This window comes from Fibrella aestuarina BUZ 2 (genome assembly GCF_000331105.1).
Classification (GTDB): Bacteria; Bacteroidota; Bacteroidia; order Cytophagales; family Spirosomataceae; genus Fibrella; species Fibrella aestuarina.
The window spans coordinates 728,418-750,724 of the sequence record NC_020054.1 but is presented as its reverse complement, the minus strand read 5'-3'; the positions used below and the strand labels follow the sequence as shown (position 1 = coordinate 750,724).

Here is a 22,307-nt window from a genome sequence, read left to right as displayed (position 1 = left end):
ATTACAATTTTCTCTTGCAAAAGTTTTATTTTCAGTGCATTTGTATGCGTATTCGATAAAAAAAGACGCTTCCACAGGCTATTGTCTGGCCTTTCTGGCATTGGTTGGTTGTGGAATGGTTAATTTTCAGATCAGAACAGCCAACCCTTTACCCTGTGCATCAACGTTTCCTTTTCCTTTTTTCCAAAGCCGGTTTTCGTTATGCAGGCTACCTGCTTAGTTGCCTGCTAGCGCTACCCGGATTTGGTCAACAAATCCTGCTAAGTCCTGCCCCAACCGGTTGCCTGGGCGGTACCGTACCGGTGAGCTTTACTGTCGTGGGGCCGTTTGACGTAGGGAACCAGTTCAAAGTCACGTTTCATGATAACAATGGATCGGTCGCCGTTGTCACCGACAATGTGTCGGCGCTGGGTGGCAGCATCCGTATTCCCGATAAAATACGGGCAGGAGAGGCCTATCGGATTCAGGTATCATCGACGAGGCCGGAGGTGGGCAGCAACTTTGTCGATTTTCAGGCCAACACCATCCCCTCGGCCCGCTTGTTGACACCGGCCGCCGACGTGACCCTTAATCCGGGCGATCCGCTGCCGCTCGCCGTTAGCCTAAGCGGCGGCGGACCTTATACGCTTCAGTTTACCGACGGTCAGCAGCGAACCATCGACAATGTCTTCCAGGCAACGGTGACGGTGTTTCCGACAGAAAGCAAAACCTACCAATTAGCCACGGTGGGCAATAATTGCGGCGTCAGCGGCACGAGCGGGGCCATTCCCGTAACGGTGCGGTCGGCGGGTCTGTTGGTTTCGCGGTTATCGACGACCGAACCCTGCGCCGGGCAACCGTTGCTCGTGTATTACTCCACCGATCGGCCGTTGCCAGCCAATACGCCCTTTCGGGCCGATTTTCTTCCCGTAACCGGCAATGGACCCACTTACAGTACCTCCGTCTCGGCCACGGAGAGCCCGATACGCCTCATTGTCCCGGCTAACGTGGCGACATCGGGGGCCTATCGGCTCCGGCTTACGTCGGATGTTGCCAACGTGTCGGCTTATTACCGCGATCAGTACGATCCCGTTGCCAGTCTGGTTATGATTCGGCGGGCGCCAACGGTCCGGTTAGCGGGTGGTAATACGACCATCAATTTTGGTCAGACGGCGCAGTTACGCGCCACCATCGTGGGGTTGGGCGGCGGCTTTGTGGCCTTTACCGACGGCAGCGAACGACCCTTTATGGCCTATGAAGAAGGAGCCGACCAGACCATTGCCGTGCAACCGCGCCAGACGACGACCTACACCGTTCAGCGCGTGAGCAGCGGCTGCGCGGCGGCGGGTGCTGAGGCGGGGAGCGGGAGTACCACCGTGACCGTCCGGACCGGCTACCGCATTGACTCCCTGTCGAGCACATTGGTGTGTACGGGGCAGCCGTTTCAGGTGTATTTTACGACCAACGAAGGGACTATTTCGACCAATGTAGCCGAATACAGCCTGCGTGGGGCGGCGCGCGTCAGCGGTGATCAGCTACAGGCGGGCACCATCGACTTTGTGGTGCAACGGGTGGTGGCCGGTGCCCAGCCCAACACCGGTATCCTGACGGCCATTGCGCGCCCCTTACCCGATAACTACCTGACCGACCCCACGTATAACCGCGACGGCGCCTTGGGAGCCGGGCAGTTTTTTTGCCAGCTTGCCCGCAATGGCAATGCTGGCAACGTGTATGGCCAGCCGTTGGCCGTGGCCACACCGCCGCGCCTGCTACTTCGTTCCGCCTCGCAAACCCTCGACCGGCCGCAACTGACCTACCTGCTCGCCGATCTGGCCAGCCAGGGCGGCCCAACCGAGCTTACCCTCTCCGACGGATCCCGGCAAACCGTATCCGGGTTGATCGACTTTTCGCAGAAAGCCAGTACCGTGCTCGTCGAAGCGCTGGCCAATCAGACAGGTACGTTCAGCGTCGCATCGGTACAAAATAGCTGCGGGGTGGGCGTTGCGCAGGGAAGCGCACAGGTACGGGTGCTGGGCGACACAACGGCCATTTTCATGCGCCCGATTCCCGCCATCCTCTGCGGAGCCAACACCGTATCGGTCGCGTTTACGACGAAAGGCAATGTACCGGCCAATACCACGTATCGGGTCGAGATTATGGAAGACGACGGCCTGTTTAAAGGGCGATATCTGGGGGCAGGTACGGCCAGCCCCATCGTGGTCACGATCCCGGTTGGGTATACGCTGTTCAACCGGGTCCAGGTACGGGTCGTGACCAGCAGCCCGGTGGCGGGAACGAATGTGCTGGCCAGCGCCGCCCGGCCGTTTACGTACATCGACCCGACCCAGGCCGTGCGGCTGAGTTACGGCGGATTTGGGGCGACCGAAACCGTAATCCGCCCCGGCGATGCCGTCCCCTTGCGCCTGACCACCACCTCAAACAGCAACGTACCTGTGGAGCTCACCCTCTCCGACGGCACACGCGGCACGTTCACGGGGGCGGGTACCGATGTGCTCGTACGCCCCACCCAAACCACGACCTACACCATCCGATCGGTGCAAAACGGTTGCGGCGCGGCCAGGGGCACGGGTACGGTCACGGTGCGGGTGCAGCCGTTCATCTGGCAACCGCAGTTGCAGCAAACAGCTTACTGCGAAGGCGATTCGCTGGGCGTTTTTGTGGTTACCCAGGGGACGGTTCCGGCCAACATGACCCATTCGTTGCAGCTGCTGGTCAACGACAATGTCGTGCAGACACTACCGGCGCGCCTCGCGGGCAACCGGCTCACCAGCAGCTTACCCAGTTCGCTTACGCTCAATCAAAGCTATGCCGTGCGGGTGCTGTCCAACGCTGGTGGCGACCAGTTTTACAGTCAGCCGACTGCCAGTTCATTTCGGTTTTATCGGATTCCGCGCCTCCAGTTGACGCCGCCCAACAACCAGACGGCGGTGGTGCTTGAAGCCAACCAGAACAGCGTCAACGTGCAGCTCACTGACCCGTCGGGAACGCCAACCGTGTTGCCTCGCCCCTACCAGTACCGCATCAACGACCAGTTTTATTCGCCCATCGCTACGCTGCCGACTACGGTACCGCTATTTGCCAACAGCGCCCGACCGACGTCGTACAGCGTGTCGGGCGTGTATGATTCATATTGCGGGTTTGGTGTGGCGACGGGCAGTGTGCGGGTCTCGTTTAAGCCAGGACTACGGGCGTTGGCCGTCAACAAAGCGCAGTTTTGCCGCAACGGCGATCAGGCCACGGTGGCCTACGAAGTCGCGGGTGATTTTGCGGCAACCGATCGGTTCACGGTCTTCCTCACCAGCACTAGTGGCAACCGCATCCGGGTGGCGGAGTCGGCCAACGCCATCGACCGGCTTACCTTCCCGATTAATGCCAGCATCCCGTCGGGTACGTATCTGGTCTCGCTGGTCTCGTCGGTAACGGGCCTGCCGGGCTTCGATAACACACCGACGATTGTGGTAGGCGACGTACCCAGCGTGGTCATTGCGGGCGGTAATGCCATTCAGTACCCCGACCAGCCCGTGACGGTGGGCGTGCGGGTGGCCAGTGGCTTTCTGCCCGTCTCGGTAACGTTTACTAACGGCACGGTGCAGACGCTCAACACGGCCGACAACACGCTTACGTTTTCGCCCCAGCAGAGCAGCACGTATCAGGTGGCGCGGGTGAGCAACAGTTGCGGCGTGGGGTCGGCCACGGGGTCGGTCTCGGTGACGGTCCTGCCCAACGCGACGAATGAGCTTCGCGTGACCACCATCAGCCCAACGAATGGCCTGCAAGGCATCTGCCAGGGTGGTACGGTGCTGGTGACGTTTGAGGCGAAAGGCGCGTTCGGTGCTGGCAACACCTACACGGTGTACCTTTCCGACACGACCGGCCTCAACTACCAGCCGCTGCCGACCCGACTCGTTTCGGCCAACACGTTGTCGGTTACTCTGCCCGCCAACGTCGCGGGGGCCGGGTATCGGCTGCGCATCGGGGCCAGCAATCCGGCCGTACTAGGTTCGTCGAGCACTATCCTGACCATCCGGCCGGGGCTGGTGGCGACCATTGCCGGGCCCACGCAGGCGTATGTGAATGAGCTAGTGCCGATTGTGATTACGCTCAACAACAGCGGGCCGTGGTCATTGACGCTGACCAACAGCGTTTATGGTATGGAAGTGCTGACCATCAACGAGTCACCGTTTTTCTACCGCGTTCGGCCCGACGCCACCACGACGTATACCTTACAGAGTGTCTTCAACTTGCAATGCGGGCTTGGCCGCGCTACCGGTAGCCTGACGCTAACGGTCGTGAACCCACTCGCGGTTGACCCAAGTTTGCCCATTCGGGCGACGGTAGCGCCTAACCCAACGCAGGGTCAGGTACGTGTCTGGGGGCCTTTGCCCATGGCGCAACGCCTGTCGCTCCACCTCACCGATATGCAGGGGCGGGCCCTCTGGCAGCGCGATCTGGGTACGTTAACGAGCCTCGACCACGAGGTCGACCTGAGCAACCTTCCCGCCGGTCAATACCTGCTCAGCGTGGTTGGCGACGCGGGCCAAACGGTATTTAAAGTGGTGAAACAGTAAGCGCTTATTCCACCACCAAAAACTGATCGGTGTAGCGAACGACGGGGGTCGACGCGCCGTCGGTGGTGGCCCAGCCCAGCCGGTAGCGACCGGGGCGGAAACTACCTTTATAGGCTTCTACCTGGACGGCCATGACGGGCCGGTTGAGCGCAAACGACGCCAGCTTGACCGACACCTGATTGCCCAGCAGGTACGTATACGCGTCGGACTGCAACAGCATAAACGCCGGATTGCGGGCTGATAAGGCGGGCGACGGCAACAGCTCGATTTGCCAGCGATCGGGCAGCGAGGTGATGGTGGCGGGTTGCGGCACAAAGGCTCCCACCGACGCGGCCGGCCGTAGCAACGTCGAATCGGGCAGGGCGGCGTGGATGACGGGGTACTGGTAATAGCCCAGCTGAACCACCTCGCGCATGTGCTGATCGACGTAATCGGCGAGGGGCGTGTTGAGTTGACCCGCCAGCCCGATGGCGGCATGTTGCTGGTTGAACCCGTAGGCCTGAAGCGACTGATGCCACTTGTGCACCTTCGGCCAGTTAAGGGTATACGATAGCGCCCAGACCGCCACACTCAGGCTCAGCACAACGGCCAGCGATCGGTTGGTTCGGGTTGCCTGCTCACCCATCCAGTGCATATACAGCAGACAGATCCACAAAGCTGGGTAGAGCATGTAGTTGCTGATGAGCATCAGGTCGTAGCCGAAACGCGGGCGCAGAAAGGCTACCACCACCGCGTTGACCAGCAGAAACGTGTAGCCACCCAGCCAGAAATAGCGTTGGTGGAGCCGCTCGGCTGGCACCTGACCCGTAGGTTTCTGCCACCAACGCTGTTGCCACACCAACCACGCTATGCTGCCCACGATGCCAAAACCCGCTAACGTAGGTAGTACGCTCCGCCACAGAATGGGCTGGTTCGGGACGAAGTCGAACAGGGCACCGATGAACGTGAAGAAGCCGAAAAAGACCAGATGCGGGTGTTTCAGGAAAAACGAAATACTCGTTTCGTTGCCCTGCGGGCTGGAAAAATCGTGGAAATAGAACCAGAACACCAGCGCGCTGATGGCTACCCAGGCCGCCAGATGGCCGTAGCGTCGCTGCGCCAGCAACACCAGCGCACCCGCGACCCAGCCAAACAGACCGTTACTCATCGATAGGGCCGCAATCGTCTGCGCCAGCACCGCCCCCCCAAACCGACCAGTCGAGGCTGGTTTCGCCAGTAAATACAGGCTCAGCATCACGAAAAACGTGGCGCCCAAATGCTGCATGGACGTGATCGCCCACAGGCTCGCCAGATGAAATTGCGGATGGAGCAGCACGAACGGCACCGGCGCAAACCACAGCCAGGGCGTTTTCTGCCAACGGAACACCCGGCTAAAGATGGTCAGGATGCCCAGCAGGCAGCCGCCACCCACCAGAATGATGTACCGAAAATTTAACTCGCCCGTCAGGCGGGCGATGGCTACCGTAACGACTTTCCCGAAGAAGATCCGGTGTTCATTGTTGGGTTTCAGCAGCCAGTACAGCTTTTCGCCAAACGTGGGGGCGCGGTCGTAAGCGGGCAAAAACGCTACGAACGCCTCGATGTCGTCGTACCACGGAATATTCAGCGCGTAGGTATAGAGCAGGCCGCCAAACACGAGCACGGGCAGGGCGATCAACCCAATTGTCCAGACCGAAAAGGAACGGGGTAAAGCAGTCATGCAGGTTAGCGCAGGTGATTATAGGTGCGGTAGATGCGGTAAAGTTCGGCCCACATGCGGAACATGTAGGTAGGACTGATGCGCGAATCGGCCTGCTCGATCCATTCCCGCAGCGGAAATTCCAGCAGTTTACCTGGCAGATTCGGGCGACCGTAGACGCCAATTAGCCGGGCCAGCAGTTCCACGTCGAACAGCCACGGGCTGATAAATGGGTCGCGAAAGATGGCGTCGACCACATCGCGGCGCATCAGTTTGGCCCCGCACTGCGAATCATACACGGGCAGGTTCAGGATGAGGCTAATGAAGGTAGCGATGATGCGTCCCACGTAGTGCCGAAACGCCTTTCGTTGAATATTGACGCCCAGGTGCTTGATGCGCGAACCCATCACCAGCCGACAATCGGGCTGTTGATCGAGCACCCGTCGCAGGTCGTCGATGGCGGTCAGGGGCGTGGCCAGATCCGCGTCGAAATAGCCCAGATACGTGTACCCTTTGGGTAAGGTGTGTTGCATGCCCGCCCGCACGGCCCCGGCCTTGCCCTGATTGGCGGTCAGGTTGAGCACGTCGACCTGCCGGGGCATTTGCTGTTGCAGGCGAGCCAGTACGTCGGCCGTCCCATCGCGGCTGCCGTCGTTCACAAAGCAGAACGATACGTCGGAGTGGGCAGTCAGGTATGTTAGAAAGGCCTCGGCGGGCAGTCGGTCGGCTTCGTTATAGCACGGAATAATGATGCAAACGGGGTTGGTCATAACGAAGCAGCCGGCGCGCGGAGCGTTGAATCGATGATGATGGCTTTATGTTGGTAATAGCCCGACTGGCAGCGATTCCACCAGTGCGTTGGGCTGTCGCGCATATCTTCTACGTAGAGCGTCGCTGGGGCCACGGTCAGGGGGGCCAGCCGCAGCGTATCGGCCACGGGCGGCTGAATGAGTCGGTTGTGGCGCTCGGTCATTTCACGGTCATAGGCCGCAGCCTTCCCTTTCAACAGATCGCTATACATCAGCTTGACGGGCTGACTACGCCAGATACCAAACAGCACCCAGATCGCCGTTACGCCCAGCAACACGGGCAGGTACGTACCCGTCGACAGCTGCTGAGCGCGGGCCAGTTGGGTCGTAAGCAGGTAAAGCCAGCCCAGCAGAAAAACGGCGTAGGTGACGTTGACAGCCCGGTCGGTGATGAATTGGGTGGCGTAGAACGACGGCAGCACGGTCGCTAGCAACAGGCCTGCCACCACCAGTGCCGCGTACCAGAACGGCAGGTTGACGAAGGCGTTGGGTCGCCCTCCTTCGCGCAGGTTGCGCCCGCCCAGCAGCAGCCACAAGGCCGATAGGGGCAACAGCGGCGTCCGAATCAGCCAGCCAGGTACGTTCTTCGCCAGCCAGAGTAAGGACAGTTTCAGCGCCGTCGGCACGCTACCCGCCGTAACACCGCCGCTCATCCGAACGGCGTTACCCGGTGCCCGGATCACCAGCCAGGCCGAAATAACCGCCACCACAAACATGGCCGCCAGCCGCCAATCAAGCCGACGGTCGCGCAACAGTACCCAGAAACCCGCCGCCGCCAGGATGCCCAGCAGCAGCAGCATGTGCGTTTCGCCGCAGCCCGCAATGAAAAAGACGAGCACGCCCGCCCAGACACCAGTTAGCGTACGCAACGTACCTGGCGATTGCCGATACCAGCGCAGCATCACAGCTCCCCAGTAGAGCATCAGCGCCGTCGGGACGGTGTAGACGGTCACGGCGGCCAGCCAGAAAAACCCTTCTACCACACTCGACAGGGCCAGAATATACAGGAAGAACAAGATGGCCGTCAGGCTGACGCTCACCCGACGTACCGAAGCCGGAGCGATGAGCCCACGCAGCAGTTCGCCGACAAACAGGTAGGCGGCCCACACCCAGCCCGTTGCGGCCAGTGCCGGAATGAACCGGTACCCACCGTACCAGCCCCAGACGAGCGGGCTGCCGTGCACCAGAAAATTTGAGAAGTAACGCCCCGTCCAGCCGTTGTAGTAAAACGTTTGCGCCTGCCAGAAACCATATTTCACCGCCGTATCCGCAAAGCAGTAATCGTCGGCCGCCGACGCGTGGTTGAACGCCGAAAGCGCCAGCAGCGGGACAAAAACAAGGGCAAACAGTCCGTAGGCGGCAAACGGAAGCAGGCGGGCCAGTAGCGGAGACGTCATAAGGTACAGCGTGAATGGGTGTGGTCTACGGGATTCAGTCCAGCGGGTCGGCCCCGGTTTCGAGTGTGTCAGCGCGTTGCTCGCGGACCAGAAAGGGGTAACTCAGCACGGCCAGCAGGATCACCAGCGTGCCCGCGTAGAAGCCGCCCGTCATGCGTTCGCTGTTGCCAAAGATCAAGACCGCCAGCAAAATGCCATAAACCGGCTCCAAATTAACAGTCAAAATAGCCATGTACGGCGAAAACTTACGCAGCAGACCCACGCCCGCCGTGTAAGCATAGACCGTACAGACGAAAGCCAGCACCGCCATCCACAGCCATTGGCCGGGCCGTTGCAGGGTTAGTTCGTGTAGCGGCGGATGGGCTACGGCCACGTAAACGGCCGTTAGGAGCAGCGACGTCAGGAAGGCGCCGCCCATTTCGCGCTGGGCAATGACCAGCGAACTATACCGGTTGGTAAATCGGCTGTTGATGATGGTGAAGAGCGCCGCCAGCATGGCCGAAAACACCGCCACCGCCAGCCCGGCCACCTTATCGAACTCGAACCGGAAGATCAAATACAGGCCCGACATGACCACGGCGCCCAGCACCACCTCGATGAGTTTCACGCGGCGTTTCAGGATCAATGGCTCCAGGATAGACGCCCACAAGGAACTGGTAGCCATACCCGCCAGACAAACTGACGCGTTGGCCAGCCGCGCCGCCCAGAAAAAGGCAAACCAGTGGATGGCGATCAGACCGCCTACGGCCAGCAGCACCCAGCGGTCGCGTGGGTACGTGGCGGGGTTGGGTACGTTGCTCTCCGATGATTTCCAGAACCGCAGCACCGCCCAGAGTCCCGCCGCCGCCAGCCCGGTGCGGATGACGACGAGGGCGGGCGCCCCCAATGGTTCAAGCAACAGCCCCAGTATGGCCGTGAAGCCCCAGATCAGGACAATAAAATGAAGATGCAGGTAATGTTTGAGCATAAGGTGGCGTTGCCGCAGGGTCGCTTCACGCACGGATAGCGTGGTTGCTTCGCGCAGGGGTCGCCTGGGACAAAGGTACGATGCGAACCATCCCAGCCACTCCCGCAGCAACGCCGCCCTGCCACCCCGGCTCTTTTTTTACCTCGGAATGGTATTGTACAGCAGTACGCCGATTCCCGAAAAGACAATATTGGGTAACCAGACGGCCAGCAGCGGATCAATAGTGCCACCTTCGGCCACGCCCTTGGCCAGCATGTAGAAGAGAATGTAGACAAACGCCAGAATGAACCCTAGCGCCACCTGCCAACCCACACCCCGGCGGCTTTTTCGCGCCGACATAATCACGCCGATTACCGTCAGGATGATGATGGCGAAGGGGCGGGTGTCGCGGCTGTATTTTTCGAGCAGGTAAATCTGCACCCCGTCGGCCCCGCGGCTGTTGATGAGGTTGATGTAATTGTCGAGTTCGGGTTTGGTCAGCGTTTCGAACAGGCTGAAGTCAGAGTCGAAATCAGACGGTTTCAGGTTGAGCGTCGAGTCGATGCGAGTGCCGGGCGTGAGCGATTCGCGCTGATCGGTGTCGAACCGACGTACCTGGTAGTCGTAGATGGCCCATTTGCCTTTCTTGGTGTCCCACTCGATACGGTCGGCCGAGAGCTTCTGCCTTAGCTGGTTATCCTTCACCTCTTCGAGCGTGAACTTATAACCCGTGTTATTCAGGTTGTTATAGCTTTCCAGATAGGCATACACGTTCGGCGCCACCTTCATGTGCACATTTCGGCCGGTGTAGGTGTAGGCGTCTTTGGTGTATTTCAACTCGAAGGCGATGCGGGTCTTGTTGGCCTTCGGGATGAGGTAGTTCACCATGTAATAGCTCAACGCCGCCAGGATCGTGGCCCCCAGCACATACGGGTACAACAGCCTGACAAAGCTTACGCCACTGCTCAGGATGGCGATGATCTCACTGCGGGCGGCCAGTTGCGAAGTCAGGAAAACCGTCGCGATAAACACCATCAGCGGGCTGATCATGTTGGCCCAGTGCGGAATGAAGTTTAGGTAATAGTCGAACAGAATGGCCGCGCCTGGAGCGGCTCGTTTCCGGAAGTCATCGACTTTTTCGGTGTAATCAACGACGCAGACAATCAACACGATCAGCAGCACCACAAAGAAGTAGGTCTGCAAAAAGCGTTTCAGGATATACCAGTCTAACTTTTTCATCAATCGGTTCACCGGGCAACGCCTGGTGCAAGTGAGGCTTCGCCATTCCTGCCTTTATTCGGCAATTCTGCGTTGCGAGAAAGCCGACGAGGGCGGAGCCTCACTTGCACCGGATGCAATCCGGTGTTATTTCATTAACAGATTTTTCGCTACGTCGTAGCTTATGAATAACGCCGGATGGGCGTCAATAGTCACCCGCATCGACCGGTCGAAGGCATTGATTTCAGAAACTTTAACAGGACACCCCAGCACCAGCCCGCACTGCGCCAAGTGCTGCAGAAACGCGGTGGAATGATCCAGCACGCCCATCATGGTCGCTTCGTCGCCGGGGTTGAGGTCGGCCAGCGGGCGGTAGCCGGTGCGGGGCATTTGGCCGGTTGGGGTCGGGATAGGGTCGCCGTGCGGATCAAACTGCGGGTTGCCCAGAAACGTATCGAGGCGGGCCACCAATTCATCGGACCGTACGTGTTCGAGGTCCTCGGCCATGTCGTGCACCTCATCCCAGCCAAACCCCAGCTTTTCGACCAGGAACACCTCCCACAGCCGGTGCCGCCGGATAATCCGCAATGCCCGGCGCTCGCCTTCGTCGGTCAGGCGCACGCCCTGATACCGACGGTAATGAATCAACCCCTTGTCGGCCAGCCGCTTGAGCATGTCGGTGACGGAGGCCGCGCGGGTGGCGGTCATTTCGGCCAGTGCATTGGTGCTCACCTCTTCCCCATCCTGCCGGTTTGAAATGGCGTAGATAGCTTTCAGGTAGTTTTCTTCCGTGGGCGACTGCGTCGGCATGGGGTAGCAAAATTTTTTCCCGTTTATGAACGCAAGTTGAACAGAACCAACGGGAAATCAGTTTTTGGTTAGTAAGAATATATTTTTAGACCACTCTAAAAATCACCGTATTCGTCCTGATTCTATGCTCCTTGACCCCTCTACCCAGTCGTTGCCTGAGGCGCACGCCAGCGTGCGCGTGCCGCGATCGGCGGGGTTTTTCCGCACCCTGAAAGCCTACCTTGGCCCTGGCCTCATGGTGGCCGTGGGCTATATGGACCCTGGCAACTGGGCGACCGATATTGCGGGCGGCGCGCAGTTTGGCTACCGGCTACTCAGCGTCGTGCTGATTTCCAACCTGTTTGCCATTCTCTTGCAACACCTTGCGCTGAAGCTGGGCATCGCCACGGGCCGCGATCTGGCACAGGCTTGCCGCGAACACTACAGCCGCCCCGTCAGCATTGGCCTGTGGGTGCTGGCCGAAATCGCCATTGCCGCTACCGATCTGGCCGAAGTCATTGGCTCGGCCATTGCCCTGAATTTATTGTTTGGCATGCCGCTGGCCGTAGGTATCGTCATCACGGCCGTTGATGTGCTGCTGCTGCTTTGGTTGCAACACAAAGGATTCCGTATGCTCGAGTTGGTGGTGGCCGGGCTGATTTTTGTCATTCTCGCCTGTTTCGGCTACGAACTCATTGCCTCTCAGCCCGACGTACGCGCCGTGATGGGTGGCCTGATTCCCCGGCTGGAGGTAGTCACCAACCCCGGCATGTTATACATCGCCATCGGGATTCTGGGGGCCACCGTGATGCCCCACAACCTGTACCTGCATTCCAGCATCGTGCAAACCCGCGATTACCCCCGCACCGAGACGGGCCGGGCTACGGCCATCAAGTTTGCTACGATTGACTCGACGATATCGTTGCTGCTGGCCTTTTTCATCAATGCCTCTATCCTGATTCTGGCGGCGGCGGCGTTCCATTTCTCGGGCAATCAGCAGGTGGCTGACATTGCCGATGCACACCGCCTGCTCGACCCGCTGCTGGGCGTGGGCATGGCGAGTATCTTGTTTGCCGTGGCGCTGCTGGCTTCGGGCCAAAACAGCACGCTCACAGGTACGTTGGCGGGCCAGATCGTGATGGAAGGGTTTCTGAACCTGCGCCTCAAGCCCTGGGTACGTCGGCTGATTACGCGCCTGATTGCTATCATTCCGGCACTGGTAGTGGCGCTGCTCTACGGCGAACGGGGTACGTCGGAACTGCTCGTGCTGAGCCAGGTTATCCTGTCGATTCAGCTTAGCTTCGCCGTGGTGCCTTTGGTGCAGTTCACGAGTGATCGGCTGAAAATGGGTCGGTTTGTCAACCCGTTCTGGCTGAAGACCCTGGCCTGGGGCGTCGCTGTTCTCATCATCGTGCTGAACGGCTACCTATTGGTAGAGACGGTATTGGGTTAATGGTCGTATACGCTTTTTCCTAATCGGATAAGTACACATAGTCACTTTTCCCGAGAGCGTACCGTTAAGTAACCCAGCCGACTAAATTCAGTTTTATACCCAAGCAATAATTCGCGCTTGTGCCCGATTGGTACGTAAGTTGCGGTACGATGTGCTACTCTACCGGCACCTATCCACCGTTTTACGTATGCCGCCCCGCAACCCTATCCAGACCCGGCGTTTTCGCTGGTCCACGGAACGCTTCCACCGACTGGCCAAACTGCTGCTTTATCTGCTTACCACCGGAGCCGGGTCAATTGCTATAGCCCAAAAGTCGCTTCAGCCAGGTACGTCGATCAACATAGCCGATAAACAGCGCTTTCTGTCGCAGCGCCTGGGTAAAGACTTCATATTCCGATTCCTGAACCAGCACGCCGATGTCGCCACACGCGAGTTGCAGACGTCGGTGGTGCAGTTTGAGGAGAACCTAAAAATCTTGAAGGCCAATACGCCGCCAACGATGGCTGCACTGCTGGCCAAACAAGAAAGCCTTTGGGCCGATTACAAAAAGCTGTTGCAGGCCGAACCCAACCGGGACAATGCACAGGCTGTGCTTGCTGCGAATTCGCAACTGCTGGCGGCGACCAACGATGTGGTTGTAACGCTGATGAAATGGGCGGCCACTCAACCACGGCCAGAGTCAGAAACGAAGACGGCGGTCGATGCAATCGCCGCCAACACCAGTCAGGCGGGACGGATACGACTGCTGACCCAACGGCTCACGCTCTATTATGGCGCCCACGTGGGTGGCCTCACTACCCCCAATAACGACATCGTAAAACAGATCCAACAAATAGCGACGGGGATTCAAACCGGTATCACAACATTGGTGATGTCAGATATGAACACCATCGAGGTCGACGATGCCATCGCGCAGGCAGTAATCGATTGGCGCGAGATTGAGGAGAAGTGCAACAAAACCAACTGCCTGGCTTTCGAGGACAAATCAATGGACCCAGGCGAGGTGTTCACTGTGACCAACCGGATGCTGGCCAAGATGGATAAGATTACCGCGATATATGCCAAACTCCTTGACTAACCTACTGTTTTGCAAGCGGTTGACCTGGCTTACCGCTTCGTGTATGGCGCTTGTGTCTGCCGCCGTTGCTCAGCCTCAGCTAAAGCCCATTCGGGCGTCGGTTAGCTTTGAGGGGTTTTCGGTTGGTTTTCCAGACAGTGTCAAGGCAGGCGGTAAGCCGTTCTGGTTCGAAGGGTCGGCCATCCTGTACGACGGCAAATCGGTGCTGATGGCGCACGACAAACCCATGCCCAACGGGCAGGCATCGGTTGGGAGTTGGGCTACTACCGAGGCGCTCTACAACCAGCAACCGCCCACCTATTTCACCCATAGTCTGTTCAAACGGGGCATCAAATACGAAGAGCTGGCCCAGACGCCCGACCGTAAATGGGTGTTTCTGACTACCGCCTTCGACCGCGTGAAAGAAGGCAGCAACGCCTGGAACACTTACAACATGCTGCTTTGCTGGCCCGCTGGGAAGCCCGCGCAGGTACGTTTGCTGGGGGGCGCGCCCAACGTCAGCGATTCCCTGAATACGTCGGTGGGACTGCGTGATAAGATTTCGTCGGCCATCGCACTCAGCGACCTCGATTATTACGGCCTGGTGCGCTACTTCAAAATTGAAGGGCTGACAGCCACCGCCGACCGGCTGTTTTTTGGCGTTCGGGAAGAAGGCAACAGTTTCCAGGATTTTAAGCCCGTCGTCAGGGTGCTGAGCGTGCCGTATCAGGTGGTCGGCAGTGGTACCGATCAGCATGTTGAACTGGCGGGCGATTTCAGTTTGCTGGGCACCGTCAACGTGGCGGAGCAAACGCCCGAAAAGCTGACGGGTAAGCTGGCGTTATCGAGCCTCGAATACGACCCGGTCCGCAAGTTGTTCTGGATTATTACGACCCATGAAGACGGCGAAAACGTAGGCGCTTACCTGTGGACTGCCACCGAAGCCGAACTGGCAATCGGCACGATGACCGTGGTACGTACCCCGACTGACGAGCCGCTCTGGCTTTCGCACAAAGCCGAAGACCTGACGTTTCTGACACCCAATACGCTGTTGCTCATCCACGACGACGATCGCCTGCCCACCAAAGTGGCCAATAAAGTGCGCCAGCCCAATCAGTCGGCCTTCACCATAGTGGAGGTAAGGTAGGTCCTTCCTAGAAACCCACGCCCAACTGGTTCCGTAGCGTACTGTCGGCGGGGGTGTTGTGGGCCCAATAGTCCGATTGCAACGAACTGGTCAGGACCGCCCGCGACGTCAGCAGGCGGTCTTTTGTTTTGTAGGTGTCTTCCCAGCCCAAGATCCGGTGCGGAAAGGCTGTTTCAAATACCACAAGCAGCGACCGCCCATCGTCTTTATAGTCAACCGAATACGCCACCACCTGGCTGGCTGCGGGGCTGGGCGCGTGGGTACGTACCCACTCCGTCGCCCGGACGGTGTCGAGTGTGGCGGTGGCGGGCAGCGAGGCCAATCGCTTATGGCGCAGCCGGGCCGCCTGTGTACCGGGAATCAGGTGAATGTCGCCGGTAGGTAGGGCGGCGGGGTTGAGCCGGATTCGGTTGAACAGTTCATCTTCCAGCATGGCCTCATCGACATCGTAGTCTTCGGCTACCTCCTGCTCGAAATAGGAACGCCCGCTCACCCGGAAGCCGTTGTTTTTGTAGCTCACCTGCACGTAGCTATGGCCGCACCACTCCTGCCCCGAGGTGCTGACTTTCAACGTGTTTGGAAAGGCCGGATTATCGATGGGCGTAAACACCGACGTGAAGAGCGAGTAGTCGTATACGCCTGTTTTGAAGCGACGGATGTAGTTGGTTTTCAGCACCGGTACCGAGCGGTCGTGGCTGGCCTCAGTCTCGGATTTCACCTGCTGATCGGTCCGAAAATCTTCCGTCACGAAGATCAGAACCGCTTCGCCGGGGTTCATGGCCCCGTATTGCGCTTGCTCGAGCCGGTAGTGATTGAGTTCAGCTTTCCCGCCAAACCAGTAGGCCCGGAAGTTGGGTTGCGCGGCTGGCGTGGCAGCCGGTGGCGGCGTGGGGCCTTTCTGGTAAACGGTAGCCCCCATCGCAATGGCGAATACTACCGACAGCACAACGGCGATGGTGAGAAAATGGCGCTGAACAAACATGGCGATTGGTCGATCTTAAACGTAAAGGTGCACGATTATAGCATTATTTCGTCGGCCGCCCGCCTCACCAGCGACGTATGGCCCGTTGGCAGCACAACGAGGCGGCACTCGGGCAGCGCCCGCAACAACGGCTGCGTGTAGGCCGCGGGGAGCACGGCGTCAAATTTGCCCAGAATCAGGCACACCGCTACCTGCTGGGTACGTAGCCGTTGCGCCAGCGCGGGTACGTCGATCGTCAGCGGGTGAAAGGCCGTCCAGGACCGGTAAATCTGGGTACGTTGCGCGGGGGTTTTCAGCGTTGCTTCGGCAAAACGCAACAGCCCCGGTTTCAGCAGTTTCAGCCGTACCAACCCCGTCCCGACCTGGTGAAAGAAGCCGGTATGATTTAACATAAACCGGAGCACCGCCTGCCCCGCCCGGGTGCTGGTGGCTGTCCTGAACCAGGGATCGTCGGTGACCCCGTCGGGCGCCAGCAGGATCAACTGATCGATCCGGTCGGTAAACAACTCGGCCGTGACCAGCGCAAACCGCCCACCCATGCTGAACCCCGCCACCGAAAAACGGTCGATCTGGTGGGCCAACAGAAAATCGGCCAATAACCTTTGCCAGTAGGGTTTGGTTATGGTAGCAGGCCATTCGGCGTCCGGCCCGTCGGCGTCCGGCCCGTGGAAAGGCAGGTTCAGTGAGTAGATGGTGTGCGTTTGGGCCAACCGCTCGCCGAACGGGGCAAAGCAGCTGGCATCCTGCCCGATACCGTGCAACGCCAGCCAGATTGTCGGGCCCGTTCCGTATTTGATGTAATGCAGACTGGCTATCGGATGGGACTCACTGGGCACAGACGGGCGACGCTTGGTTAGACATCAAATATCCGGTTTCCAGTAGCCAGTATCCAACAGTTATCATGCAAACATTCCCTAACCTCGCCGCTTTTACGGCCCATGCCGGGCAAGAACTCGGCACCACTGACTGGGTTACAATCAGTCAGGAACAGATTCAGCAATTTGCCGAAGCCACCGGCGATCACCAGTGGATTCACCTCGACACCGAACGGGCTGCCCGCGAATCGCCCTACCAAACCACCATCGCCCACGGTTTTCTAACGCTCTCGCTGGCGCCGCGCCTGCTGGCCGACGTGTACGGGGTCGAGTCGGTGAAGATGGCGATCAACTACGGCGCCAACAAGATCCGGTTTACCAACGCTGTGCCCAGCGGCAGCCGCCTGCGCATGAAAGCCTGGCTGCACCACGTGGAGCCCCAGAATGCCAACGAAGAATCGACTGGCGTTCGGGCCATTATCGAGTGCGTCTTTGAGGTCGACGGTCAGCAAAAGCCCGCTTGCGTCGCGGAGCTGATTATGCTGTTATTTGAGTGATTTTCGCCGTAGCGCCGCAAGCCGCCCTTACGGTTCTACCTACCATAAACCCTGTTACCTTATGCGTTTAGCCAATAAAACGGCCATTATCACCGGCGGGGCTCGCGGCATTGGCCGGGCCGCCGCCGAACTCTTCACCCGCGAGGGTGCTGCCGTCGTGATCTGGGATATGCTCGACGAGGGCGAAGACACGGCCCAGACCTTGCGCGATCAAGGCTACAAGGCCACGTTCATGCGGGTCAGCGTGACCGACGTACCCAGCGTGGAAGAGGCCGTTCGGGCGGTGCTCGAGCAATACGGGCAGATCGATATTCTGGTCAACAACGCGGGCATCACCCGCGACCGTACGCTTTTGAAAATGAGCCACCTGGAGTGGCAACAGGTGATCGACGTGAACCTCACGGGCGTGTTCAATTGCACCAAAGCGGTGGTGCCGCACATGGTCGAGCAGAAGTACGGGCGCATTATCTGCACCTCGTCGGTAGTTGGTATTCACGGTAATTTTGGGCAGACCAACTACGCCGCCACTAAAGCGGGAGTGGTGGCCATGTGCCGCACTTGGGCTAAAGAACTGGGCTCGAAAGGTATCACAGCCAATGCGGTGGCCCCCGGCTTCATCCGCACCGATATGACCGACGCCATGCCCGAAGAAGCCCGGCAGGCCACTATTCAACTGATTCCCGCCAAACGAATGGGCGAACCGCTGGACATTGCCTACGCTTACCTTTACCTGGCCTCCGACGAAGCCTCGTTCGTAAACGGACAGGTACTGGGCGTCAACGGCGGGCAGGCTTCCTGACGAACGATGCGTGGTACGTGATGAGCGATACGCGGTCAGTCGACTGGCAGCGGATTGATTACTTGCCACGCATCGTTTTTTCAAAAACCGTATGCATGCATACTATTTCTGAAAAAATTGTAGTTTTGTGAAGGTTACGGTGGCAGCGGCGAAACGAACAGCGTCGCTATCGGTACGTGAACCGACACCAGATGAAGAAAGAGAAAACCGTTGATTTCCATATAAAATGGGCCTGGCATGCGATCTCCCGCATGTACAACGCCCATGCCGGTAGCTTCGGCCTGACGATGGCAACGGGCTACGTGCTGCTTAACATTGACACGGAACAGGGCACACCAGCGACCAAAATTGGCCCCTTGCTGGGCATGGAGCCGCGTAGCCTGGTCCGGATGCTGAAGGGCCTGGAAGAGCGCGGGCTCATCCGGCGCGAAACCGACGAGGCCGATAAGCGCTTTGTGCGTATCTACCTCACCGACGAAGGGCGCGCCAAGCGCGAAATGGCCCGCGAAGGCGTCATCGAATTCAATAAAATGATCCGCGAAAAAATTCCCCTCGATAAGCTCGTCGTCTTTTTCGATGTCATCAAAGAGATCAACCTGCTGGTCGAAGAGGAAAACAACAAACTCAAAGCCACCAACGCCCCGGTGGAAGACGTCGTGTAACGCCCGCCTATGCAACCGGTTTTGCCCATCCGCGCTCAGCCTTTACTTGACCGCTTCGTCGGACTGATGCGGGTCGCGAGCGTGTTTTACCGGAGCAACCCAACTAATCCGCCAAAACCAATGGACATTTCGCAGGACGATGTACAGCAGCTATTCCGCAGTCTGAACAAGTATGGCGTTCAGTATTTACTGGTTGGTGGGATGGCAAACATCGTTCACGGGTACGTTCGGGCAACGGAAGACCTAGCCCTCTGGATCCGGGTTGGCGAAACCAACAAAGCGAAGCTAATCAACGCGTTGACGGAAAACGACGTGGTTGGCGCGGAGCTTCTTCAGCATGTACCGCTCCTTTTTGGCTGGACAACCGTCGCAGTCGGTAAACAGGGCTTCACACTCGACATGGGTCATGCACTGAAAGCATTTGCCGACTCGGACTTTGATGCCTGCTTCGCTCGTGCCCGCCCGGCTACGTTTGACGATGTACCCTTTCGCGTCATTCATCTAAACGATTTAATCACCGAAAAGCGCGCTACTGGTCGGGCCAAAGACCTTGGCGACGTTGATGAACTTAGTAAACTGATGGAACGCGGATGACGCCGATGGAACGGATTGATTCGGATTCTTTTTTGACACCTAGCCAAATCGAAAATCCGTGTAGATCCGGTTCATCAGCGTCATCCGCGTCCCATCCCCCTTTAATCTTATGGAAGCAACACTTGCAAAACCACAAACCCAGACGAAAAACCGCAATATCCGGCGCGTAGCTGTGCTGGGTTCTGGCATTATGGGCTCACGCATTGCCGCGCACTTCGCCAACATTGGCGTCGACGTACTGCTGCTCGACATCGTCCCGCGTGAACCCAACGCCGCCGAAGCCGCCAAAGGCCTCACCACCGACAGCCCCGCCGTACGCAACCGGCCCGTCAACGACGCCTGGCAAACGATGCTTAAGGCCACGCCAGCCTCGCTCTACACGCCCAAATTCGCCGATCGGGTCAAGCTCGGCAACTTCGACGATAACCTCAAAGACATCGCTACCTACGACTGGGTGATCGAGGTGGTGGTGGAACGGCTCGACATCAAGCGCTCCCTGTACGAGCGGGTGGAGCAGTTCCGCAAGCCAGGTACGTTGATTACGTCCAACACGTCGGGCATTCCGATGCATTTGCTGGTGGAAGGCCGGTCCGACGATTTCAGGCGGCATTTCTGCGGTACGCACTTCTTTAACCCACCGCGCTACCTACGCCTGCTCGAAATCATCCCCGGCCCCGAGACCGACCCCGCCATCATCGATTTTCTGATGAGCTACGGCGATCTGTATCTGGGCAAAACCACCGTGCTGGCCAAAGACACGCCGGGCTTCATTGCCAACCGATTGGGCATTCACTCGCTGATCCAGACGATCCGGGTGTCCGAAGAGATGGGCCTGAGCGTGGAAGAAGTCGATAAGCTGACCGGGCCGGTGGTGGGGCGGCCCAAGTCAGGTACGTTCCGGCTGTCGGATGTGGTGGGGCTGGACACGACCGTCAACGTGGCGAGCAACCTGGTGAAGCTCGAGTACGACGAGTCGCACAAGGCGTTTGAACTGCCCTCGACCATGCAGAAACTGAGCGACAACAAGTGGCTCGGCGACAAAACGGGGCAGGGTTTTTATAAGAAAGTCAAAGACGAAAAGGGGAAGTCGGTCATTCTGGCCCTGAACCTCAAAACGTTTGAGTATGAGCCGTCGCAGAAGGTAAAATTCGCGACGCTCGACAGCACCAAGGCGGTCGAAAGCCTGCGGAAACGTTTCCCGATTCTGCTGGCCGGTACCGATAAAGCGGGTGAGTTTTACCGCCGCACGTTTGCCGACGGCTTCCAGTATGCCACCAACCGCATCCCCGAAGTCGCCGACGAACTGTACAAGATCGACGAGGCCATCAAAGCGGGCTTTGGCTGGCAGATGGGCCTGTTCGAGACGTGGGATGCCATTGGCGCGCAGGCCGGTATCGACATGATGGAGAAACTCGACCGGAAGCCCGCGCAGTGGGTGTACGACATGGTCGCCAGCGGCGCTACGAGTTTCTACAAGACCGAAGGAGGTAAAAAACAGTACTACGACATCCCGTCGAAGGCGTACAAGACCATCCCCGGCACCGAGTCGTTTATCATTCTGGAAAGCCTGAGCGATAACGTTATCTGGAAAAACGCGGGTTCAGCCATTTACGATCTCGGCGACGGCATCATCAACCTCGAATTCCGCTCGAAGATGAATACGTTTGGGGCGGAGGTGATCGAGGGACTCAACAAAGCCATTTCGCTGGCCGAAAAGGATTTCCGGGGCTTGGTCATCGGCAATGAGTCGTCGGAGGCCTTCTCGGCGGGTGCCAACCTGGCCACGCTGTTCATGTTTGCCCTGGAGCAGGAATACGACGAAATCAACCTGATGATTGCCGGTTTCCAGCAGGCCATGATGCGGGCGCGCTATTCGGCGATTCCGGTGGTGGGCGCACCGCACTCCCTGGCGCTGGGTGGCGGCTGCGAACTCAACCTCCACTGCGACCGCGTCGTGGCACACTCAGAAACATACATGGGTCTTGTGGAGGTCGGTGTGGGGCTGATCCCGGCCGGGGGCGGCACCAAAGAAATGGCTGCGCGTTGCTCGGACCTGTACCAGACCGGCGACCCCGAACTGAACATCCTGCAATCGGCCTTCATGAACATCGCCACGGCGAAAGTGTCGACGTCGGCACAGGAGGCCCGCGAGATGAACTACCTGCTTCCGTCGGCGCAGATCGTGCTGAACCGGAGCCGCCAGATTGCCGAGGCCAAGCAGGTCGCCATCGAGCTCGCCGAAAACGGGTATACGCAACCCAAGCAACGCACCGACATTAAGGTGCAGGGTAAGACGGGTATTGCCTTATTCCGGGCGGGTGTGACGGCCATGAAGATGGGGCGCTTCATCTCGGAGCACGACGAGAAGATTGCCAACAAATTAGCCTATGTGATCTGCGGTGGCGACCTCAGCAGCCCGCAACTGGTGTCGGAGAAATACCTCCTCGATCTGGAGCGCGAAGCCTTCCTATCGCTCACCGGCGAGAAGAAGACCCTGGAACGCATCCAAAGCCTGCTGCAAGGCGGCAAACCCCTGCGAAATTAAGAAAAGCAACAAACCTATAAGGTCTTGAAGACCTTATAGGTTTGACCGAAAAGGCCGTTTCCTACTTGGAGACGGCCTTTTTTGTAAGTCAGTAGCGAACTTATCGTTTTGCACAAAAACAAGCCTTATTCATGCCATTTACACCTTGGCCGTCAGCGCTTCAAGTCAAAAACTCGCTATCTGCCAAACAGAAAGCCATCCATACCGGTATAGCTTCATAGTGTCAATCCTGGTATGCTGACGATTGCCTGTTGACTGATGGGATGGCAAGGACGACAACGTGGCAAGGGT

17 protein-coding genes are annotated in these 22,307 nt (G+C 58.5%); 9 read left to right on the top strand and 8 right to left on the bottom strand.

All coding sequences use genetic code 11. The annotated features are described in order from the left end of the window. Positions 1–302 precede the first annotated feature (302 nt). Positions 303–4,568 (top strand): T9SS type A sorting domain-containing protein, encoded by a 4,266-nt coding sequence (locus FAES_RS02955; RefSeq protein WP_041257438.1) that lies wholly within the window; start codon positions 303–305, stop codon positions 4,566–4,568. A 4-nt stretch (positions 4,569–4,572) separates the two neighbouring features. On the opposite strand, the gene FAES_RS02950 is transcribed toward FAES_RS02955, so the two are convergent. From FAES_RS02950 to FAES_RS02925, 6 genes are all read right to left on the bottom strand, one after another. Then, on the bottom strand, positions 4,573–6,267 hold the full coding sequence (locus tag FAES_RS02950; RefSeq protein ID WP_015329705.1) for a hypothetical protein: 1,695 nt from the start codon (positions 6,265–6,267) through the stop codon (positions 4,573–4,575). 5 nt (positions 6,268–6,272) lie between these two features. Beyond that, positions 6,273–7,016, bottom strand: a complete 744-nt coding sequence (locus FAES_RS02945) for a glycosyltransferase (protein WP_015329704.1) — start codon at positions 7,014–7,016, stop codon at positions 6,273–6,275. Then, positions 7,013–8,452, bottom strand: coding sequence for a DUF6056 family protein (locus tag FAES_RS02940; protein WP_015329703.1), 1,440 nt, complete (start codon positions 8,450–8,452; stop codon positions 7,013–7,015). The genes FAES_RS02945 and FAES_RS02940 overlap by 4 nt, the downstream gene beginning before the upstream one ends. 34 nt (positions 8,453–8,486) lie before the next feature. Further along, entirely contained in the window at positions 8,487–9,419 is a 933-nt protein-coding gene (locus FAES_RS02935) for a DMT family transporter (RefSeq protein WP_041257434.1), read from the bottom strand. A 138-nt stretch (positions 9,420–9,557) separates the two neighbouring features. Beyond that, positions 9,558–10,637 carry an LptF/LptG family permease gene (locus tag FAES_RS02930; RefSeq protein ID WP_015329701.1) on the bottom strand — a complete coding sequence of 360 codons (1,080 nt, stop codon included), beginning with the start codon at positions 10,635–10,637 and terminating at the stop codon, positions 9,558–9,560. 126 nt (positions 10,638–10,763) lie between these two features. Next, a complete protein-coding gene (locus FAES_RS02925) occupies positions 10,764–11,426 on the bottom strand; it encodes a metal-dependent transcriptional regulator (RefSeq protein WP_015329700.1) in 663 nt (220 codons plus the stop codon). A 124-nt stretch (positions 11,427–11,550) separates the two neighbouring features. Here FAES_RS02925 and FAES_RS02920 point away from each other — a divergent pair, with 124 nt between their 5' ends. The 3 genes from FAES_RS02920 (at position 11,551) to FAES_RS02910 (ending at position 15,062) form a co-directional block, all read left to right on the top strand. Further along, positions 11,551–12,858: an Nramp family divalent metal transporter gene (locus tag FAES_RS02920; RefSeq protein WP_015329699.1), complete on the top strand. Its 1,308-nt coding sequence runs from the start codon at positions 11,551–11,553 to the stop codon at positions 12,856–12,858. 187 nt (positions 12,859–13,045) lie between these two features. Then, entirely contained in the window at positions 13,046–13,936 is an 891-nt protein-coding gene (locus FAES_RS02915) for a type IV pili methyl-accepting chemotaxis transducer N-terminal domain-containing protein (protein WP_015329698.1), read from the top strand. 43 nt (positions 13,937–13,979) lie between these two features. Then, complete coding sequence (locus FAES_RS02910) at positions 13,980–15,062, top strand: hypothetical protein (RefSeq protein WP_051054014.1); 1,083 nt, start codon at positions 13,980–13,982, stop codon at positions 15,060–15,062. A 7-nt stretch (positions 15,063–15,069) separates the two neighbouring features. Here the strand turns inward: FAES_RS02910 and FAES_RS02905 are convergent, their stop codons facing one another. Both FAES_RS02905 and FAES_RS02900 read right to left on the bottom strand, forming a co-directional pair. After that, a complete protein-coding gene (locus FAES_RS02905) occupies positions 15,070–16,044 on the bottom strand; it encodes a hypothetical protein (RefSeq protein WP_015329696.1) in 975 nt (324 codons plus the stop codon). Positions 16,045–16,079: 35 nt separating this feature from the next. Next, positions 16,080–16,880 (bottom strand): alpha/beta fold hydrolase, encoded by an 801-nt coding sequence (locus FAES_RS02900; RefSeq protein WP_015329695.1) that lies wholly within the window; start codon positions 16,878–16,880, stop codon positions 16,080–16,082. A gap of 65 nt (positions 16,881–16,945) precedes the next feature. On the opposite strand from FAES_RS02900, the gene FAES_RS02895 reads away from it, so the two are divergent. From FAES_RS02895 to FAES_RS02875, 5 genes are all read left to right on the top strand, one after another. Further along, positions 16,946–17,416, top strand: coding sequence for a MaoC family dehydratase (locus tag FAES_RS02895; protein WP_015329694.1), 471 nt, complete (start codon positions 16,946–16,948; stop codon positions 17,414–17,416). Between the two features lie 61 nt (positions 17,417–17,477). Beyond that, positions 17,478–18,215, top strand: a complete 738-nt coding sequence (gene fabG / locus FAES_RS02890) for a 3-oxoacyl-[acyl-carrier-protein] reductase (RefSeq protein ID WP_015329693.1) — start codon at positions 17,478–17,480, stop codon at positions 18,213–18,215. 191 nt (positions 18,216–18,406) lie between these two features. Next, positions 18,407–18,877 carry a MarR family winged helix-turn-helix transcriptional regulator gene (locus tag FAES_RS02885; RefSeq protein ID WP_015329692.1) on the top strand — a complete coding sequence of 157 codons (471 nt, stop codon included), beginning with the start codon at positions 18,407–18,409 and terminating at the stop codon, positions 18,875–18,877. Positions 18,878–18,886: 9 nt separating this feature from the next. Then, positions 18,887–19,471, top strand: coding sequence for a hypothetical protein (locus FAES_RS02880; RefSeq protein WP_015329691.1), 585 nt, complete (start codon positions 18,887–18,889; stop codon positions 19,469–19,471). Between the two features lie 109 nt (positions 19,472–19,580). Beyond that, entirely contained in the window at positions 19,581–22,016 is a 2,436-nt protein-coding gene (locus FAES_RS02875) for a 3-hydroxyacyl-CoA dehydrogenase/enoyl-CoA hydratase family protein (protein ID WP_015329690.1), read from the top strand. Positions 22,017–22,307 lie beyond the last annotated feature (291 nt).

Excerpts from the sequence above, each read along its gene's own strand:
- FAES_RS02950 (WP_015329705.1), bottom strand. The coding sequence starts at position 6,267 with ATGACTGCTTTACCCCGTTCCTTTTCGGTCTGGACAATTGGGTTGATC.
- FAES_RS02945 (WP_015329704.1), bottom strand. The coding sequence starts at position 7,016 with ATGACCAACCCCGTTTGCATCATTATTCCGTGCTATAACGAAGCCGAC.
- FAES_RS02940 (WP_015329703.1), bottom strand. The coding sequence starts at position 8,452 with ATGACGTCTCCGCTACTGGCCCGCCTGCTTCCGTTTGCCGCCTACGGA.
- FAES_RS02935 (WP_041257434.1), bottom strand. The coding sequence starts at position 9,419 with ATGCTCAAACATTACCTGCATCTTCATTTTATTGTCCTGATCTGGGGC.
- FAES_RS02930 (WP_015329701.1), bottom strand. The coding sequence starts at position 10,637 with ATGAAAAAGTTAGACTGGTATATCCTGAAACGCTTTTTGCAGACCTAC.
- FAES_RS02925 (WP_015329700.1), bottom strand. The coding sequence starts at position 11,426 with ATGCCGACGCAGTCGCCCACGGAAGAAAACTACCTGAAAGCTATCTAC.
- FAES_RS02920 (WP_015329699.1), top strand. The coding sequence starts at position 11,551 with ATGCTCCTTGACCCCTCTACCCAGTCGTTGCCTGAGGCGCACGCCAGC.
- FAES_RS02915 (WP_015329698.1), top strand. The coding sequence starts at position 13,046 with ATGCCGCCCCGCAACCCTATCCAGACCCGGCGTTTTCGCTGGTCCACG.
- FAES_RS02910 (WP_051054014.1), top strand. The coding sequence starts at position 13,980 with ATGGCGCTTGTGTCTGCCGCCGTTGCTCAGCCTCAGCTAAAGCCCATT.
- FAES_RS02905 (WP_015329696.1), bottom strand. The coding sequence starts at position 16,044 with ATGTTTGTTCAGCGCCATTTTCTCACCATCGCCGTTGTGCTGTCGGTA.
- FAES_RS02895 (WP_015329694.1), top strand. The coding sequence starts at position 16,946 with ATGCAAACATTCCCTAACCTCGCCGCTTTTACGGCCCATGCCGGGCAA.
- fabG (WP_015329693.1), top strand. The coding sequence starts at position 17,478 with ATGCGTTTAGCCAATAAAACGGCCATTATCACCGGCGGGGCTCGCGGC.
- FAES_RS02885 (WP_015329692.1), top strand. The coding sequence starts at position 18,407 with ATGAAGAAAGAGAAAACCGTTGATTTCCATATAAAATGGGCCTGGCAT.
- FAES_RS02880 (WP_015329691.1), top strand. The coding sequence starts at position 18,887 with ATGCAACCGGTTTTGCCCATCCGCGCTCAGCCTTTACTTGACCGCTTC.
- FAES_RS02875 (WP_015329690.1), top strand. The coding sequence starts at position 19,581 with ATGGAAGCAACACTTGCAAAACCACAAACCCAGACGAAAAACCGCAAT.